15 protein-coding genes are annotated in these 18482 nt (G+C 62.1%); 12 read left to right on the top strand and 3 right to left on the bottom strand.

All coding sequences use genetic code 11. From position 1 onward, the window contains the following. The first annotated feature begins 11 nt into the window (after positions 1 to 11). Genes BMF35_RS10055 through BMF35_RS10015 form a run of 9 tightly spaced genes read left to right on the top strand, consistent with a single transcriptional unit; the run spans position 12 to position 9413 of the window. Positions 12 to 632: an NADH-quinone oxidoreductase subunit J gene (locus BMF35_RS10055; RefSeq protein ID WP_047005825.1), complete on the top strand. Its 621-nt coding sequence runs from the start codon at positions 12 to 14 to the stop codon at positions 630 to 632. After that, on the top strand, positions 629 to 934 hold the full coding sequence (nuoK, locus tag BMF35_RS10050) for an NADH-quinone oxidoreductase subunit NuoK (RefSeq protein WP_047005824.1): 306 nt from the start codon (positions 629 to 631) through the stop codon (positions 932 to 934). The genes BMF35_RS10055 and nuoK overlap by 4 nt, the downstream gene beginning before the upstream one ends. A gap of 9 nt (positions 935 to 943) precedes the next feature. After that, positions 944 to 3001: an NADH-quinone oxidoreductase subunit L gene (nuoL, locus tag BMF35_RS10045; protein ID WP_047005823.1), complete on the top strand. Its 2058-nt coding sequence runs from the start codon at positions 944 to 946 to the stop codon at positions 2999 to 3001. Further along, positions 2998 to 4512, top strand: a complete 1515-nt coding sequence (locus BMF35_RS10040; RefSeq protein ID WP_047005822.1) for an NADH-quinone oxidoreductase subunit M — start codon at positions 2998 to 3000, stop codon at positions 4510 to 4512. The genes nuoL and BMF35_RS10040 overlap by 4 nt, the downstream gene beginning before the upstream one ends. Then, a complete protein-coding gene (nuoN, locus tag BMF35_RS10035) occupies positions 4512 to 5981 on the top strand; it encodes an NADH-quinone oxidoreductase subunit NuoN (RefSeq protein WP_047006504.1) in 1470 nt (489 codons plus the stop codon). Before BMF35_RS10040 ends, nuoN begins: the two co-directional genes overlap by 1 nt. 8 nt (positions 5982 to 5989) lie before the next feature. Beyond that, complete coding sequence (locus BMF35_RS10030; RefSeq protein WP_047005821.1) at positions 5990 to 6709, top strand: biotin--[acetyl-CoA-carboxylase] ligase; 720 nt, start codon at positions 5990 to 5992, stop codon at positions 6707 to 6709. Next, a complete protein-coding gene (locus BMF35_RS10025) occupies positions 6709 to 7488 on the top strand; it encodes a type III pantothenate kinase (protein ID WP_047005820.1) in 780 nt (259 codons plus the stop codon). The genes BMF35_RS10030 and BMF35_RS10025 overlap by 1 nt, the downstream gene beginning before the upstream one ends. Beyond that, positions 7485 to 9134 (top strand): ribonuclease J, encoded by a 1650-nt coding sequence (locus BMF35_RS10020; RefSeq protein ID WP_047005819.1) that lies wholly within the window; start codon positions 7485 to 7487, stop codon positions 9132 to 9134. The genes BMF35_RS10025 and BMF35_RS10020 overlap by 4 nt, the downstream gene beginning before the upstream one ends. Positions 9135 to 9140: 6 nt before the next feature. Next, complete coding sequence (locus tag BMF35_RS10015) at positions 9141 to 9413, top strand: DUF1467 family protein (protein WP_047005818.1); 273 nt, start codon at positions 9141 to 9143, stop codon at positions 9411 to 9413. A 21-nt stretch (positions 9414 to 9434) separates the two neighbouring features. Here the strand turns inward: BMF35_RS10015 and BMF35_RS10010 are convergent, their stop codons facing one another. Continuing rightward, entirely contained in the window at positions 9435 to 12005 is a 2571-nt protein-coding gene (locus tag BMF35_RS10010; protein ID WP_052765907.1) for a coiled-coil domain-containing protein, read from the bottom strand. Positions 12006 to 12169: 164 nt separating this feature from the next. Between BMF35_RS10010 and BMF35_RS10005 the strand changes: the two genes are divergently transcribed. Genes BMF35_RS10005 through BMF35_RS09995 form a run of 3 tightly spaced genes read left to right on the top strand, consistent with a single transcriptional unit; the run spans position 12170 to position 15704 of the window. Then, positions 12170 to 13321, top strand: a complete 1152-nt coding sequence (locus BMF35_RS10005; RefSeq protein ID WP_052765906.1) for a DOMON domain-containing protein — start codon at positions 12170 to 12172, stop codon at positions 13319 to 13321. A 34-nt stretch (positions 13322 to 13355) separates the two neighbouring features. Then, a complete protein-coding gene (locus BMF35_RS10000; RefSeq protein WP_047006502.1) occupies positions 13356 to 14315 on the top strand; it encodes a hypothetical protein in 960 nt (319 codons plus the stop codon). Between the two features lie 6 nt (positions 14316 to 14321). After that, complete coding sequence (locus BMF35_RS09995; RefSeq protein WP_047005815.1) at positions 14322 to 15704, top strand: sensor histidine kinase; 1383 nt, start codon at positions 14322 to 14324, stop codon at positions 15702 to 15704. A 3-nt stretch (positions 15705 to 15707) separates the two neighbouring features. On the opposite strand, the gene BMF35_RS09990 is transcribed toward BMF35_RS09995, so the two are convergent. Beyond that, positions 15708 to 16994, bottom strand: coding sequence for a citrate synthase (locus tag BMF35_RS09990; RefSeq protein ID WP_047005814.1), 1287 nt, complete (start codon positions 16992 to 16994; stop codon positions 15708 to 15710). A 44-nt stretch (positions 16995 to 17038) separates the two neighbouring features. Beyond that, on the bottom strand, positions 17039 to 18472 hold the full coding sequence (gene gltX, locus BMF35_RS09985; RefSeq protein WP_047005813.1) for a glutamate--tRNA ligase: 1434 nt from the start codon (positions 18470 to 18472) through the stop codon (positions 17039 to 17041). Between the last annotated feature and the right edge of the window lie 10 nt (positions 18473 to 18482).

Raw genomic sequence — 18482 nt, 5'->3', positions numbered from 1 at the left:
GCGAGTTTACCATGCAAGTCTTCGCATTCTATCTTTTTGCGGCGCTGATGTTGGCTGCCGGCGCGTTCACGATCTTCGCGCGCAACCCGGTGCATTCGGTGCTCTGGCTGATCCTGGCGTTCTTCAATGCGGCGGGCCTGATGGTGCTGGTGGGGGCGGAGTTCCTCGCCATGCTGCTGGTGGTGGTTTATGTCGGCGCGGTCGCGGTGCTGTTCCTGTTCGTCGTGATGATGCTGAACATCGATTTTGCCGAATTGCGCGCAGGCTTCATGAAGAATGCGCCGCTTGGCCTCGCCATCGCCGTCGTGCTGCTGGCTGAGCTGGTGCTGGGCATCGGCGCCTATCGTGCCGGAGCGCTCGACCTCGGAACGCCGCTGGGTGACACGCCCGCCGTCGTGACGGGCAAGAGCAATATCGAGGCGATCGGCGCGCTGCTCTACGGCAAATATCTTTTCCTGTTCGAAGTGGCGGGCATCATCCTGCTGGTCGCCATGGTCGGGGCGATCGTCCTGACTCACAGAGAAAGCCGCTCGACCCGCGGACACCAGGATATCGGCAAGCAGAATGCACGGCGCCCCGAAGATGCGACCGAGATGAAGCGGCCAACCGTGGGTGAGGGGATCGAGCTGTGATCGGTATCGAGCACTATGTGATCGTCAGTTCGATCCTGTTTGTGTTGGGGGTGCTGGGCATCTTCATGAACCGCAAGAACATCATCATCATCCTGATGGCTATCGAGCTGATCCTGCTGAGCGTGAACATCAATCTCGTCGCTTTCAGCGCATTCCTGAATGATCTGACCGGCCAGGTGTTTGCCATGTTCGTGCTGACTGTCGCGGCGGCGGAAGCGGCCATCGGGCTTGCCATCCTGGTCGTCTATTTCCGTGGCCGTGGCACCATCGCGGTCGACGATGTGAACCGGATGAAGGGGTAAGGGGGCAACATGATCCAGATCATCGTCTTCGCACCGCTTCTGGCGGCTATCGTCGCAGGCCTTTTCGGCCGCGTGATCGGCCAGACGGCGGCCAAGCTGGTGACGACCGGCGCGCTGTTCCTTGCAGCGGCGCTTAGCTGGCCAATCTTCCTCGGTTTCCTGAACGGCACCGCAGAGGCTGGCGTTACGCCGGTGCTCACCTGGGTTCAGTCCGGTGCCCTGACATTCGACTGGGCGCTGCGGGTCGATACACTGACCGCCGTGATGTTGGTGGTCATCACCACCGTATCCGCCCTCGTGCACCTGTATAGCTGGGGCTATATGGACGAAGATCCGGATCAGAGTCGTTTCTTCGCCTACTTGTCGCTGTTCACCTTCGCCATGCTGATGCTGGTGACGGCGGACAATCTCGTGCAGATGTTCTTCGGTTGGGAAGGGGTGGGCCTCGCCAGCTATTTGCTGATCGGCTTTTGGTACAAGAAGCCAAGCGCCAATGCCGCCGCGATCAAGGCTTTCGTCGTCAACCGCGTGGGCGACCTTGGCTTCATGCTCGGCATCTTCGGCACGTTCCTCGTCTTCCAGACGACCAGCATCGACGCGATCAATGAAGCAGCGCCCGCCATGGCCGGCAGCACGATCGGCTTCATGGGCGCGCGCTGGGATACGATGACGATCCTGTGCCTGCTGCTGTTCATCGGCGCCATGGGCAAATCCGCGCAGCTGGGCCTGCACACCTGGCTGCCCGACGCGATGGAAGGCCCGACGCCTGTCTCCGCGCTGATCCACGCCGCGACCATGGTAACGGCGGGCGTGTTCATGGTTTGCCGCCTGTCGCCCATGTTCGAGGCAGCGCCGGTCGCCTTGGCGGCCGTTACCATCATCGGCGCGGCGACCTGCCTGTTTGCCGCAACCGTCGGCACCACGCAGTGGGACATCAAGCGGGTCATCGCCTATTCCACCTGCTCGCAGCTCGGCTACATGTTCTTCGCCGCTGGTGTCGGCGCCTATGGCGCAGCGATGTTCCACCTCTTCACGCACGCTTTCTTCAAGGCGCTGCTCTTCCTCGGTGCGGGCAGCGTCATCCACGCCATGCATCACGAGCAGGACATGCGCTATTATGGCGGCCTGCGGAAGGAGATACCGTTCACCTTCTGGGCGATGCTGATCGGCACGCTGGCGATTACCGGGGTTGGTATCTATCACCTCGGCGCAGGTTTCGCAGGCTTTTGGTCAAAGGACGCCATTCTGGAGGTGTCCTACGCTGCTGGCGGCCATGGCACGGGTGCATTCTGGGTGGGCGTCTTTGCCGCCCTGCTGACCAGTTTCTACAGCTGGCGCCTGATGTTCCTCACTTTCTGGGGCAAGCCGCGCTGGATCGAAAGCAAGCACATCCAGCACGCTGTCGCGCACGGGCATGACGAACCCTCGGAACACAATCCGCCGGTGCAAGAGGATGCCGGCGAGTTGCACGACCACACGGTTCCGTCGCCCGATCATGCGCCGGGCACAGGCGGATATCATCCGCATGAAAGCCCTTGGACCATGCTCGTGCCGCTCGGCGTCTTGAGCATTGGCGCAATCTTCGCCGGACAGATTTTCCACGATGCCTTCCTCAGTGCAGAAGAGAACTTCTGGGCGGGCTCGCTCGCCTTCGATCCGGCCTTGATGCAGGCGATTACCGAAGTCCCCTATTGGGTAAAATACTCGGCGCTTGTCGTCATGTTGCTCGGCCTGTTTGTCGCGTGGATGGCCTACATCCGCCGTCCTGACCTGCCGCGCGAGACGACGCAGCAACTGGGTCCGATCTACAATTTCATCCACAACAAGTGGTATTTCGACGAACTGTACGATCTCCTGTTCGTGAAGCCCGCCTTCTGGCTTGGCCGCATCTTCTGGAAGAAGGGCGATGAAGGCACGATCGACCGCTTCGGTCCGAACGGCGTAGCCTGGGTCGTGTCGCAAGGCAGCGGCCTCGCGAAGAAAGTGCAGTCCGGTTATCTTACGAGTTACGCTCTGATCATGCTTATCGGCCTTGTAGCCGCCGTCACCTGGGTGCTGTTCTCATGATCGGCTTTCCAATCCTTTCGGTGATGATGCTGGTGCCGCTTGTGGCGGCCATCATCTGCCTGTTCCTCGATGCGAAGCCTGCGCGCATGCTCGCGCTGGCGGCGACGCTGGTGAACCTGGCGCTCGGCATCCTGCTGTGGGTCAACTTCGATATCGGCGGCGCGCAGTGGCAGTTCATGGAACGTGCGGACCTGTTCGCGGGCTTCGAATACGCCCTCGGCATCGATGGCATCGCCCTGATGCTCATCATGCTCAGCGTCTTCCTGATGCCGATCTGCATCGGCGCGAGCTGGGAAGCCATCAAGACGCGCGTCGGCGAATACATGGCGGCCTTCCTCATCATGGAAGTGCTGATGATCGGCGTGTTCGCCGCGCAGGATATCTTCCTGTTCTACATCTTCTTCGAAGCCGGCCTCATCCCGATGTATCTCATCATCGGCGTCTGGGGCGGGGACAACCGCATTTACGCCAGCTACAAATTCTTCCTCTACACGCTGCTGGGATCGGTGCTGATGCTGATCGCCATGCTATGGATGGTGAACGAGGCGGGCACATCCTCCATCCCCGTGCTGATGGAATATGATTTCGCGCCCGCGGCGCAGACATGGCTGTGGCTCGCATTCTTTGCCAGCTTCGCAGTGAAGATGCCGATGTGGCCGGTTCACACATGGCTGCCTGACGCGCACGTGCAGGCGCCGACGGCAGGCTCTGTCATCCTGGCAGGCGTTTTGCTGAAGCTGGGCGGTTACGGTTTCATCCGTTTCAGCCTGCCCATGTTCCCTGATGCCAGCGCGCAATTCGCATGGCTCGTGTGGGGGCTGAGCATGGTAGCGGTCGTCCTCACCAGCCTGATCGCGCTGGTACAGCACGACATGAAAAAGCTCATCGCCTATTCCTCGGTCGCCCACATGGCGATCGTGACGGTCGGCCTGTTTGCCTTCAACGTCCAGGGGCTGGAAGGCGCGATGATGATCATGCTGGGCCACGGCCTGGTATCGGGCGCGCTATTCCTGTGCGTCGGCGTGATTTACGACCGGCTGCATACGCGCGAGATTGATCGCTATGGCGGCCTTGCCATCAACATGCCGGCCTATGCCACGCTGTTCCTCCTGTTCACCATGGCCAGCATCGGCCTACCGGGCACGAGCAATTTCGTGGGCGAATTCCTGGCGCTGGCCGGTATTTACCAGGCGAATAGCTGGGTGGCCTTCGTAGCCACGACCGGCATTATCCTCGGCGCGGCCTACATGCTCTATCTCTATCGCCGCGTGTGCTTTGGCGGGCAGAAAAATGCCGACGCCGCAGCCATGCCAGACCTTACCGTCCGCGAATACCTGCTTCTCGGCCCTATCGCCGCGGCGGTGTTGTGGATGGGTATCTACCCTGAAAGTTTCCTTGCTCCCATGCGCGCCGATATCCAGGTTCTCGACGACAGGCTCGCCGCCGCAGCGCCCGCTAGCGATGCTCAGCTCGCCATGACAGGGCCGGCCAATGCAGGAGAGGGCGAATGATCGACTATTCCGCCTCGTTCCAGCTGATCGCGCCGGAACTGGTGCTGGCCGTCTCCGGTCTGATCCTGCTTCTGGTATCGGCCTTCGTCGGCGATAAGTCGGCCCGCGCCGTCCATATCCTGGCCGTCGTGGCCCTCGGCGCGGCCTTCGCGCTGGTCCTGCCGGTTGCACTCTACGGGGCTGCCGGACCGGACACGCTGGCCTTTGCCGACCTGTTCCGCGCCGATGCCTTCGCAGCATTTGCCAAGCTGCTGATCTTCGCCGCATCAGCCGCCGCTCTGATCGTCGCGCCGCGCTTCCTTTCGGCAGCGGCGGCGAAGCGGCCGGAATATGCGGTGCTGGTGATCTTCGCCACGCTGGGCATGTGCATCATGGTGTCGGCCAACGACCTCATCACGCTGTACATGGGTCTCGAACTGAACTCGCTGGCGGCTTACGTGCTTGCTGCGTTCCTGCGCGACAATGTGCGCTCGGCAGAGGCAGGCTTGAAATACTTCGTGCTCGGCGCGCTCGCTTCCGGCATCCTGCTTTTCGGCATGAGCCTGACTTATGGCTTCGCCGGTACGACCAGTTTCGAAGGCATTGCGCTTGCTATTTCCGGCGGATTGACCACTGGCCAGCTGTTCGGCCTGACCTTCGTGCTGGCGGGTCTCGCCTTCAAGATCAGCGCCGCGCCGTTCCATATGTGGACGCCGGACGTCTATGAAGGCGCGCCGACGCCTACCACGATGTTCTTTGCCAGCGCGCCCAAGGTCGCGGCCATTGCATTGCTGGCGCGCGTATCGCTGGAGGCGTTCGGATCGCAGGCGCTCGCTTGGCAGCAGATCGTTATCTTCGCAGCGCTGCTGTCCATCGTGATCGGTGCGCTGGGCGCAATCGGCCAGACGAATATCAAGCGGCTGCTGGCTTTCAGCTCGATCAACAATGTCGGCTTCATCCTGATCGGCCTTGCCGTCGGCACGGCTGCGGGGGCCAGCGCGATGATGGTCTATCTCGCGATCTATACGGTGATGACCATCGGCAGTTTCGTCGCGGTGATGCTGATGCGCGACGCAGACGGCAACCAGCTGGAAGGCATTTCGGACCTGGCAGGCCTTTCGGTCACGCGGCCCGTGCTCGCTTGGTGCATGCTTGCGCTGATGTTCAGCCTTGCGGGCATCCCGCCCCTTTTCGGCTTCTGGGGCAAGTTCGTCGTCTTCCAGGCTGCCGTTGAAGCGGACCTGCTGGCACTTGCCGCCATCGGTATCGCGGCCAGCGTGATCGGCGCGTTTTATTACATCAAGATCGTGAAGGTCATGTTCTTCGATGAGCCTGCCGACACGATCAAGGGCGATGGCGACACACCGCATTGGGCCTTGCTGGCGATCTGCACCCTGCTGATCTCCCCGCTCGGCTACCTGCTGATTGGGCCGCTCGGCAATCTGGCGGATATGGCAGCCGCGTCGCTCGCGATGATCGTGCCTGCCTGACCTAATCGGTGATCGAAACCGTCGCCGAAACCGGCTCCACCAATGCAGACCTGCTGGCACGGCTAGCGCGCGGTGACGCCGTACCGGATGGCCACTGGCTTGTAGCGCAGCGGCAGACGGCGGGGCGCGGCAGGCAGGGCAGGGCTTGGCTGGACGGCGAGGGAAACTTCACCGGCTCCACCGTCGTCAATCTGGAGCCGCCCTTCAATCCGCCGCCCGAAACGCTAAGCTTTGTCGCGGCACTGGCCGTCTACGAGACGGTCTTGCCGCTGCTGCCCGATCCCGGCGCGCTCCGGATGAAATGGCCGAACGACGTCCTGCTGGCAGGCGCGAAGTTTTGCGGACTGCTGCTGGAGCGCCATCAGCAGGTCGTCGTGATCGGGATCGGCGTCAACCTCGCTAGCGCGCCGGAAATCGAGGATCGTGTCGTGTCGGCGCTCTCGGACAGCGCAAAGACCCCGCCGCTCGACACGTTTGCGCGCACGCTGGCGCAGCAGTTCGCCATCGAACTCGCCCGCTGGTGGGAAAGCGGCCACGAGCCGATCCTGCGCCGATGGGCCGCCGCAGCCCATCCTGTTGGAAGCCGCCTGCGGGTCCACGCACCCGATGGAGAAATAGTTTCGGGCACATTCGCGGCCCTCGGCGATACCGGAGCCTTGTTGTTGCGTTTGCCCGATGGCGCGACAACTGCCATTCACGCAGGCGATGTGATGCTGGAGAACGATTGATGCTGCTCGCCATCGATGTCGGCAATACCAATGTCGTGTTTGCCCTGTTCGAGGGGAGCGATATTCGCGCGCGCTGGCGCATTGCCACCGATGGCCGCCGCACAGGTGATGAATACGCCACCTGGCTACTGCAACTGCTCGCCATGGAAGGCGTAGAACGCAGTGCCATCAGCCGGATTATCTTCGCCTCCGTCGTGCCGCGTGCCGATCACAACCTCACCGTGCTGGCGCAGAAGTATTTCGGTATCACACCGATCATTGCCGGGCAGGGCGCTGCCGAATGGGGCTTCGAAATCGATGTCGAGCAGCCGCATACGCTTGGCGCCGACCGCGCACTGAATTGCATTGCCGCGCACGCACTGGTCGGCGGCGACATGATCGTCGTCGATTTCGGCACGGCGACGAAGTTCGAGGCTGTCGATTTCAACGGCGCTTATAAAGGCGGTATCATCGCGCCCGGCATCAACCTCTCGCTCGACGCGCTGGTCGGCAAGACGGCGAAATTGCCACGCATCGCCATTCGCGCGCCGGAAACCTCCAGCGTTATCGGGCGTAATACCGAAGACCAGATGCTGATCGGCGTCTTCTGGGGCTATGTCGCCATGATGGAAGGGCTGATCGAGCGGATGAAGGCTGAAATCGGCCGACCGGTCAAAGTGGTCGCAACCGGCGGCCTCGCCATCCTCTTCGATCAGAAGACCGACATATTCGACGTTATCGACGCCGACCTGACAATTCGCGGGCTGCAAATCCTCGCAGACCGTGCTGGAGAGACATGAAAAAAGACTACACGCCCGAAGACGAATTGCTGTTCCTCGCTCTGGGCGGGTCCGGCGAGATCGGCATGAATGTCAATCTGTATGGCTGCCAGGGCAAGTGGCTGATGGTGGACCTCGGCATGAGTTTCGGCGCCAGCGAATATCCCGGCACCGAGCTGATGTTCGCCGATCCCGAATTCGTCGAGGAGCGCTCCGATGACCTGCTGGGCATCGTCCTCACCCATGCCCATGAGGACCATATCGGCGCGATCCCTTATTTCGCTGCCGACCTTGGCGTGCCGCTCTATGCGACACCATTCACGGCAGACCTGATCCGGCGGAAACTGGACGAGGCCGGTCTGACCGACGAGATCGAACTCAATGTGATCGAGGAGGACCATGGCGAGTTCTCGCTCGGCCCCTTCACCGTCACCTACATCCCGCTGGCCCACTCGATTGCAGAGGGCAATGCCCTGCTGATCGACACGCCGCATGGGCGCATCTTCCACACCGGCGATTGGAAGCTGGATGAGGAGCCGCAGATCGGCACGCCGGCAACCGACGAAGAACTTGCCGAGATCGGCGATGAGGGCGTGCTGGCGCTGGTGTGCGATTCCACCAATGTGTTCAATCCGGTGCCCTCCGGCAGCGAAGGTGCGGTGTTCCGCGGCCTGCTGGAAGAGGTGCAAAAGCATCACGGGCGGCGCGTGCTGGTGACCACCTTCGCATCGAATGTCGCGCGCCTGCAGACTTTGGGCGAGGTGGCGAAACGCACCGGACGCCAACTCTGCGTGGCTGGTCGTTCGCTCGACCGGATCATCGAAGTCGCGCAATCGAACGGTTATCTGGATGACCTGCCGCGAACCGTCGATTTCGACACGGCGATGAGCCTGCCGCGCGGCGAGATCATGATCGTCGCAACAGGCGGGCAGGGTGAGCCGCGTGCCGCGCTCAGCCGCATCGCCGAAGACAATCACCCGCTCAGCCTCGACAAGGGCGATGTCATCCTGTTCTCCAGCCGCCAGATCCCGGGCAACGAGATCGCCATCGGCCGCGTCCAAAATCGCCTTGCCGAACGCGGCATCGTGATGGTGACCGACAGGCAGAGCGAGATTCACGTATCCGGCCATCCCGGCAAGCCGGAGCTTGAGGCGCTGTATGGTTGGGTACGCCCGGACATCCTGATTCCCGTCCACGGCGAGATGCGGCACATGATGGAGCAGGCGCGTCTCGGCCAGGCTAACGGCATTGCACACAACATCGTGCAGAAGAATGGCGACATTATCCGGCTCGCACCCGGCCATCCGGAAAAGCTCGCCGAGATATATACAGGTAGGCTCGTGCTCGATGGCGACATCATCGTGCCTGCCAATGGCGAAGCTGTCACCATGCGTCGTCGGCTTGCGCATAATGGCATTTTGATTGTCGTCGTAGGCGACAGCGGTGCCGTGCAGATTGAAGGTATCGGTCTGCCTCTAGACGAGGATTACCCAGCCTTCGTGGCAGAAGCGGAGAGCGATGTGCGCGATGCGCTGGGCAAGCTGAAAGGCGGGCGCGCCCGCGATGTTGAAGCGGTGAAGGAAGCCGCGCGGCTCGCGGCTCGGCGTGCCGTTCAGCGCTGGTCCGGCAAGAAGCCGCAGACGCGCGTCATACTGGCGCGCGGGTAGCCGCCTATGGCAATCACTTCTGTCATTGCGATCTATGCGCTCTTCTGGGTGATGAGCGCGTTCCTGCTCCTGCCATTCGGCGTCCGCACGGCGGACGAGGCGGGGGTGGAAAAAATCCCCGGGCAGGCGGACAGCGCCCCGGTCAACTTCCGGCCCGGGCGGGTGGTGTTGCGCGCCACTATTCTCAGCGCGGCGCTGACAGCGCTCTACATCGCCAACTGGTTCGAGGGTTGGATAACCATCGACGATATCAACATTTGGGGCACGCCGCCGAGCTAAGAAACCGTCGCGCGGCAGCCGCTAGTTTCGCAGGCGTTCAATACCCTGCGCCAGCGCCACGTAGAGCTTGCCCATATCGCTGGAAAGCAGCGTTACCGCTATCGCATTGCCATCGCGGGTGGAAAGAATGCCGCGCAGCATCGCTTCGAAATCGTGAATGTAGCGGTTGACGACATCACGGAACTCGCCGTCTTCGGAATAGATTTCGCTGATCTTCCGCGCATCCTGCTTGTCGAGAAGTCGCACCGCACGGCGAGTGAAGATGCCGCGATCGCCGCGCAGGTAATTGGCCCATTCCACATCGCCGATGTCGTTCTCGAAAACTTTCGAGATATCGATGGCGGTCGAGTTTAGCGCCTCGGTGATTAGCGCCGAGCGGCGACTGAAATCGTTATCGACCTGCTCCTCGGCCCGCTCCCTCGCATGCTCCACGCGCTGTTCCAGATTGCCGGCCAGTTCCGCCACACGGTCCATCTGGTCGCGCAACATGGCCGCGGTATCCTGACCGCTGCGCTGAGAGCGCATTGTGATATCTTCGAGTTCCGTAATCGCCTTTTCTGCCTCTGCACGCAATGCACGGACGATTTGCTCGCGGCTTTGTTCGCAGATATCGCGTGCGATCTCCTCGACCGCGCCGGTTTGCTCGGTCCGCAGATTGGCGAGCACATTGCGCGAGGCTTCGGTCAACGCTTCGATGCCGCTGGTCAATTCATTGGAGGTCCGGTGGGCGATCTGCTCGCTTTCCTCGAGGAGGCGACCCAATCGCTGCTCGAGCTCGGCAAGCTCCTCATTGGTCGAACCGCGCTTCTCATGCACCGATGCCAGCTGGACGACGATATTGGCGCTGCGCTGCTCCGCATCTGCAATATCCTCGCGCAGTTGCGAGGTCTTCTCGGCGAAACCGGTGAGGCGCGTCTCTGCTGTTCCGACGCTCTCGGCGAGGTCGCCTTGCGAATGCTCCGCCGTTGCTCGGATCAGCTCTAGCAATCGAACACTGTCATCGGTCAGCTTGCCCAGCAGCGCGTCGCTTTCTTCCATCGTGCCGCGCGATTGGGTGAGGCGATCGGTCAGCAATTGCGCGGCCTCGCTCATCCGACCACTCGCATTCTCGGCATTCGCGCCGAGCGCAGCCATATCGGTATCGAGCGTCGTCAATCGCTCCGCCAACGCCTCTTCACGTTCGGCGAGCGCGGCGATGTGTACCAGGTGATCTTCTTTGCGCTGCGCAATACGTGCGTCGAACTCGGCGATCTGCGCTTCGAGCGTTTCGATCGCCTCGGCCTCGCGTTCGCGGTTGCGTTCGCGCCGCATGGCGAAATCGTCCTCGAACGTGTTCATGCTCGATGCGAGCCGCTGGTCGACGCGCTGTGCTTCCTCATTCAGGGCCACAAGGCGTTTGCGCGCGTTTTCGGTGGCGGCCTCATCCAGCTTGATGACTCCCTCGAGTACTTCCTTCATCCGGTTTTCCAGGCCGGTGATGGCATCGCCCCAGCGCTTGGACGCGTCGGACTGCCCGCCATCGATGGCGCTGACAAGCCGTTCACCTTCCAGACGCAACGTCACGATGCGTTCACGCATGGCGGCTGCGGCCTGTGCCTCCCGCTCCCGCATTGCTTCGGCATCTTTTGCCAGTTGCTGCGATAGCGCTTCGGACCGCGCTGCAATCGCATCGAACACACGCTCTTCCGAACTTTCGAGGTCGGAGCGGAACTGCTCGTTCGTGGTGCGCAGATGGCTGAAGCGCTGTTCGGTCAGGTCGCCGATGGCATTGATCTGCGAATTGAAATCGCCCAGCGTGGTGCTGATCGCTTCGTTGATCCCGCTGACCCGCTCTTCGCTCGCAGCTTCAAGTGCGCCAAGCCGTTCGAACGCCGCCAGCAATTCGTCGATCTGTCGCTGCGCGGAATTGCCGGCATTACCGACCTGGTTGCTCATATCGCGCGCGGCGTTGGTGAGCACCGGTAATTGTTCGCGCAGCGTCTCCATATTGACGACCGCATTGTCGCTGACATGGCCGATGGCTTCGACCTGCGCGGTATTGTCGCGGATCAGGGATTGAAGCTTGTCGGCATTGGTAGAAAGGCGCTCGGTCGCGAGGCGGCCAAGTGCTTCCAGATCGTTGGATTGCGAGGCGATGAAGTCGCGCGCAAGAGCAAGTTCGCGATTGACCGTCAGCAGGCGGGCTTCCAGCTGCGCAGACTCGGTCGAAAGTGCCCGTGCGGCATCGGTGAAGCGGTTGGCTTCGCGCCGCGAATTGCGCATGACCAGCAGGTAAAGACCGATCAGCAGCACCATCGGAACCGACCACTGCACGATCCAGTCCACCCACTGCGCAGGCGCCGCGCCGGCGAGCATAGCCTGATGGTTCACCCACCCAAAAAAGCCGGTCCAGGCGAGGGCCAGCAAGATCGTGAAGGCAGGCGCCAGCCACGTGGCACGAGGAGAGGCGGGCGCCTCATCATCATACGCTTCGTGATACTCCTCCTCCGCCTGCAATTCGTAGGCGTCATCGGACTGGCTGAGATCGGTGTTGTAGACCGTCTCGCCGGACAGGCCTTCATCGGAAGGCACGATTTGGCGCTTTCTGCTCATGCCGCATACTTACCATAGGGTGAAAGACAAAGAACCCTGCCGCAGGGCGGCTTCCACCGCAAGTTGTGGTTAACGCGCTTTTTCACCGCTCTGCCGCAGCATCGGCTTGGCAGCCGCGCAAGGCCTGCCTAGCGTAGCGATCATGCCGGAAGGATCGTCCTGATATGCGCGCAGCCCTGATTAGCCTGCCTCTGGCAGGTGACGATCCCATGCCAGCAGTGGCCGGCAAGTCTCTGGCAGAGCGACAATTGATGTTCGCGAAAGAGGCGGGCTGCACTGCCGTTATTGCGCTTGGGAGCGGCGCAACGCCGCAAGGGATCGCGCTGCGACACGCGGCGGAGCGCGCCGGAATGAAGTACCAGGTCATCACCACGCCTCATGCGCTGACGGGTATCATCGGCAATGATGACAGCCTGCTGGTGCTGCAACCCGGCCTGCTGCCCGAATCGCGCGCGGCGCTCGATCTGTTGAAGGCCGAGGGGGATCGCCTGCTTGTCGTATCCGCCGGCCCCGGCGTGGCAGCCGGGTTGGAGAGGATCGATCTGGACAGGGCATGGGCTGGCGCGCTGACCGTACCGGGCAAATGGTTGGGTCGCTTGACCGCTCTGCCCGAAGATGCCGCGCCGCAGAACGCCTTGCTGCGCATCGCCTTGCAACAGCGTCTTCCCGAGGCGCGGCTCGCGGACTCTACCCTGGACGATGGCAGATGGACCGTCGTGACGTCTGCCGAAACGGCGCAGGCTTTGGCGACCGGATGGCAACGGGCGCATCTGGGTGACGTACCGGCAGGGGCAGCTTCACGCTGGCTGGCGAAGCAGGCAGTGTCGAGTGCCGGGACAATCCTGTTGACCAAGCGCTATTCGCGGCTGCTGATCGGGATGACGGTTGTTGCTCTCTTGGCTGGCGGCATCGCTTGCGGTGTTTATGAAATGCCTGCGCTGGGCTTTTTGCTGATCGCGCTGAGCGTGCCGCTTTTGGAAGTGTTCCTGACCTTGTCGCGCCTGATGGCTGCGCCATTCGGTACAATCGGCAAGTGGCCGTGGGCTAGGCGGGCCGTGGATGCCGCATTGCTGGCGGTTTCGATAATTTCTATCGACAGTCTTCCTCACCGCACTGTTTTTCCAGCGATAGTTCTCGTGGCCGCGCTCGTCTTGCTGGACCGCCGACAGCCGACCCTGTGGTTGGAACCGTTGCGTGATCGCATGGTCATCGCCGGGTTTATTGCCATCATTGCGGCGCTGGCGATGCCCGAACTCGCGATCATGCTGGCAGGCATGCTTGTGCTCCTTGCCAACCTTGCCCCTGATCGCAGCTAACGGCGGCTTAACCAAAGAAGGCTATGCCACGCGCATGAGCACCCATACGGACAATGCGCAGGTCGCCCAATCCATCGAGGAAGTGATGCGCGGCGAACTCGCCCATGGCGATGTGATCCTCGCAACCGCGCGGCCGATCCTGCGCCATTTGCTCGCGAATGACGATCACGCGCTTTTCAGCGATGAAGTCATTGCAAAGGTGCGCGGTATGATGGTGCATCTTGCCCGGCAATTGCTGATGGCAGTAGCCGGGGAGGCCGAGATCGAGGATCGCGGCGCATTTGCCGACGAGAAACAGCACGCTGTCGCGCAGATGTTTCTCGAAGATACGGCATTTCTGGGGCACGCCCATGCGCTGACGATCGAGGCGCAACTTGCGGACCGCTTGCAAGAGCGCAGCGGAGTGGATGCCGTCCTTTCTCCGCTGCTGCAGGAACTGACCGCATCGTCCGATGCCGACATAGCCGGTGCCGCAATGCATCTGATCGCGGCACAGGCTCGCTTCATGCAGCAGGCACGGCGCATGGAGCTTCCGCTGTCGGAATTGCCTGCCGAGCTGTTCCATGCGTGCAGCCAGGCGCTTCGCGCACATTCCGACGGGCATTTCGAGGCGAGCGAAGCGGTCGTTGAGCGACTGCGCAGCGATTTCAACGAGAGCAATCGGCGGGTCGGGCAAGCCACCCGCCTGCTGGTCGCCATGCGCACCGACGCCAAACGCGCGCTCGATGTCGATCATGCGGGGCTGTCGCTCTTTGCAACCGCACTTTCCATGGCTGCAGAGCAGGAGCGCGATGTCGCCGTGCTGTCCATGGGTGAGAACCAGAGCGCGCGGCTCGCGCTCACGATGCGCGCCGCCGGGCTGAACCAGGCCGCCGTCGAGCAGCAGTTCCTCTATCTGCATCCAGAGCTCACATTGCCGACGGACTTCGGCACTTTGCGCGCGGACCAGGCTGCGGCGATGTTGGCTGCATCCTCGCCCGATTTCGCGCAATAGGCAGCCATGGCGACTGCGCCCACCATCATCGCCCGTGCCCGCACGGATGCGCAGGACAGGCTGGTAGACGCCGAGGAGCCGCTGGCGAGCTTTCACTTGCGCTCGGGCGGTGAGTTGCCGGGTGCGCTCGTCACGCCCGCTCTGCTGGAGCTGGTGCGCAAGGCACGGATTTACGGTCTGCGCCTTGCTCGCCTCATCAAGGCGCAGGATGGCAGCGAACAGGTAAGCGCGTGGGTAGAAGTCGAGCCTGAGGGGGAAGGCGTAACCATCGGGATCGCCAATTGGCACGCCGATGCCCTGCCAAGTGTTCATCAGGAAACCGCGTCTGCCGGCAAACTCGCTTTGTTGCGCCATATCGCAGGCATGACCGCCCATCTCGGGCCGTCGCAGGAAATCCTCGCCGTCGATTGCGAGACGCAGGATCTTGAAGACCTGGCCGAGAAGATGCGCGGCGGGATCGGACAGGTCTGGACAGAGTTTGTCGCACCTGCCGCGCAAAAGCAGCACCAACCGCTGCATTGGCGGCTGCTCGATGGGGCGACGGTAGACATTCCGGGCTCCGAGCGGAGCTGGACCGTGCATCTCAACCCGCTCGGCACGCCGCAACCCGGCAGCGACGGGTTCGAACTCTACCTCGTCTCGCGAGAGGCACCGCCCGAAACGGCAACGCGCAGCAAGCATGGGCCGAACCGTATCGGCGGCATCGGCAGGGAGATTGCCCCAGTGCTGCGCCAGCCTGTCAGCCGCATCATTGCCAATGCCGAGACGATCCGCACCCAGCTCGCCGGGCCTCTCGCGGAGGAGTATAGCGCTTACGCCGCCGACATCGCGACCGCGGGCGAACACTTGCTCGCGCTGATCGAGGATTTAACCACTCTGGAGCTTGTGGAGGACGAGGCCTTCGTCACCGCGCCGGACAAGATCGACCTGGCCGACGTGGCCAGACGCGCTGTCGGAATACTCGGGGTAAGGGCAAGCGAGCGACGGATTGCGCTCGATGCGCCCAAAGCCGGCGACAGCGTGCCTGCCGTTGGCGAATTTCGCCGCGTGCTGCAAATCCTGCTCAATCTCGTCGGCAATGCCATCCGTTATTCGCCCGAAGGCGGACAGGTCTGGATCCGGACGGAGCATGACGCCGAGCGCGCGCGCATCACCGTGGCCGATCAGGGGGAAGGGCTGGATGAGGACGAGCAGCAGCGCGTCTTCAGCAAGTTCGAACGGCTAGGCCGCAGCGGCGATGGCGGGTCGGGGCTCGGCCTCTACATCTCGCGCCGCCTAGCAGAGGCCATGGGCGGAACGCTCGGCGTGGAAAGCGCGAAGGGGCAGGGCGCCCGCTTCACGCTCGAACTTCCGACATTCGAAGAGCGGCGCCAGACGCCGCGCGACTGACCCCTATCGGTCGCTGAGCGACACGTAATCGCGCTTTGTCGGGCCGGTGTAGAGCTGGCGCGGGCGACCGATGACCTGACCGGGGTCGGAGATCATCTCGTTCCACTGTGCCACCCAACCCACGGTACGGGCCAGCGCGAAGAGCGCGGTGAACATGGTGGTGGGGAAGCCGATGGCCGACAGGATCACGCCGGAATAGAAGTCGACATTAGGGAAGAGCTTCTTCTCCTGGAAGTAATCGTCGTTGAGGGCCATTTCTTCGAGCTGCAGGGCGGTTTCGAACACCGGATCCTGCACATTCAGCGCCTCGAAGACCTCGCGCACCGTCTTCTGCATCACCGTCGCGCGCGGATCGTAATTCTTGTACACGCGGTGGCCGAAGCCCATCAGGCGGAATGGATCGTCCTTGTCCTTGGCGCGCTCGATATAGTGGCCGATGCGATCGGGCGTGCCGATCTCCCGCAGCATGTTGAGCGCAGCCTCGTTCGCACCGCCATGCGCAGGGCCCCAAAGACAGGCGATACCAGCCGCGATGCAGGCGAAGGGGTTCGCGCCTGACGAACCGGCGAGGCGAACCGTAGAGGTCGACGCGTTCTGCTCATGGTCGGCGTGCAGGATGAAGATGCGATCCATCGCCTTTTCGACCGCTGGGATGACCTCGTATTCCTCTGCCGGCACGCCGAAGGTCATGCGCAGGAAATTGCCCGTATAGCTCAAGGAATTGTCGGGCTGGAGAAAGGGCTGCCCGACCGCATACTTGTAGGCCCACGCTGCGATGGTAGGCATTTTCGCAATCAGGCGATGGCTGGATATCTTGCGGTGCTCCGGGTCGGAGATATCCGTGCTGTCGTGATAGAAAGCCGACAGCGCGCCGACCACGCCGCACATGATCGCCATGGGGTGCGCATCGCGGCGGAAGCCCTGATAGAATTGGCGCAGCTGGTCGTGCAGCATGGTGTGGCGGCTGATCGTGTAGCTGAAATCGTCCAGCTCGTCGCTGCTGGGCAGCTCGCCGTTCAGCAGCAGGTAGCTGACTTCCATGAAGCTGGAATGTTCCGCCAGCTGGCCGATCGGATAGCCGCGGTGGAGCAGCACGCCTTCATTGCCATCGATGAAGGTGAGGGCGCTTTCGCACGAAGCGGTGGATTTGTAGCCCGGATCGAAAGTGAACTTGCCGGTCTTTCCGTAAAGCTTGCGAATGTCGATGACATCTGGTCCGCAGCTGCCTTCCAGCGTGGGAAAATCGAAGCTTTCACCGCCCACATTCAAATCCGCCTGCTTGTCAGCCAAAGCTGTTCTCCTTCAATAGGTTATGTGCGACACTTGGCAGCGCATCAAGCGCTGGCCTGAGCGTCGATCCGCGCCAGGCTCTCTTCTCTTCCAAGAAGCACCAGCACATCAAAAATTCCGGGCGAAGTTGTCTGCCCTGTGAGCGCCGCGCGAAGCGGCTGCGCAAGCTTGCCAAGACCCAGCCCCAGCTCTTCCGCATAGGCATTCAGATTGGCCTCTAGCGCCTCGATTGTCCAGTCCGTTTCCCCCTGCAACCGGGCAGAGATAGACGAAAGTCTAGTGCGCGCTTCCTCGTCTAGCAGGGCAGCGGCTTTTTCCGTCATTTCCAGCGGGCGCTGCTTGAACAGGAAGGCGGCACCATCGGCCAATTCGATCAGGTCGCGCGCGCGCGTTTTCAGGACGGGCATGGCCTCTGTCAGCAAGCCCTCGTCGACAGCGTCGCCAATGCGAGCGGCAACCAGCTTTGCCAATCGCGCGTCGTCGGCAGCGCGAATGTAATTGCCGTTCATGTTCAGCAGCTTCTTCATGTCGAAGCGGCTCGGCCCCTTGCCGACGCCCTCGATATCGAAGAGCGAAATCGCTTCGTCCATACTGAACTCTTCCTGGTCGCCATGGCCCCAGCCAAGACGCAGCAGGTAGTTGAAAAGTGCCTCGGGCAAGATGCCAAGCTCGTCGCGATAGGCATCGACGCCCAGCGCGCCATGCCGCTTGGAAAGCTTGGCCCCGTCATTGCCGTGGATCAGCGGGACATGGGCGTAGGTCGGCTCTTCCCAGCCATCTTCCACGCCCTGCATCGCGCGGATCACCTGCATCTGGCGGAAAGCATTGTTGAGGTGGTCGTCACCGCGAATGATATGGGTGCAACCCATGTCCATATCGTCGACCACGACGGCCAGCATGTAGGTCGGCGTGCCATCGGCGCGCAGCAGGATGAAGTCGTCGATCTCTCGGTTGTCGACCTTGACGCGGCCCTGCACGGCATCCTCGATCACCGTCTCGCCGCCTTCAGGCGTTTTAATGCGAACGGTGAAGGGCGCACCTTCAGGCGCGTCGGCAGGGTCACGGTCGCGCCAACGACCATCATAGCGCATTGGCTGCTTGGCGGCCTTTTGCGCCTCCCGCATTTCGGCAAGCTCCTCTGGCGAAGCGAAGCATTTATACGCTTTGCCAGCCTCCAGCAGCTTCATCGCGACTTCCGCGTGACGATCCGCGCGCTGGCTCTGGAATACGGTATCGCCATCGAATTCCAGGCCAAGCCAATCGAGGCCGTCCAGGATCACGTCGATCGCTTCCTGCGTGCTGCGCTTCTTGTCGGTATCCTCGATGCGCAGCAGCGCCTTGCCGCCATGATGGCGGGCGTAAAGCCAGCTGAACAGGCCGGTGCGGGCATTGCCGATATGGAGAAAGCCGGTGGGGCTGGGCGCAAACCGGGTGACGACGCCGCGATCCCCGCCAGTCTTGCCATCCGAACTTGCCATAACCGCCTGT

Origin of the sequence: Aurantiacibacter gangjinensis, assembly GCF_001886695.1 — a bacterium.
Lineage (GTDB): Bacteria > Pseudomonadota > Alphaproteobacteria > Sphingomonadales > Sphingomonadaceae > Alteraurantiacibacter > Alteraurantiacibacter gangjinensis.
The sequence above is the reverse complement of the archived record's forward strand: the minus strand, read 5'-3'. Positions and strand labels throughout refer to the sequence as shown.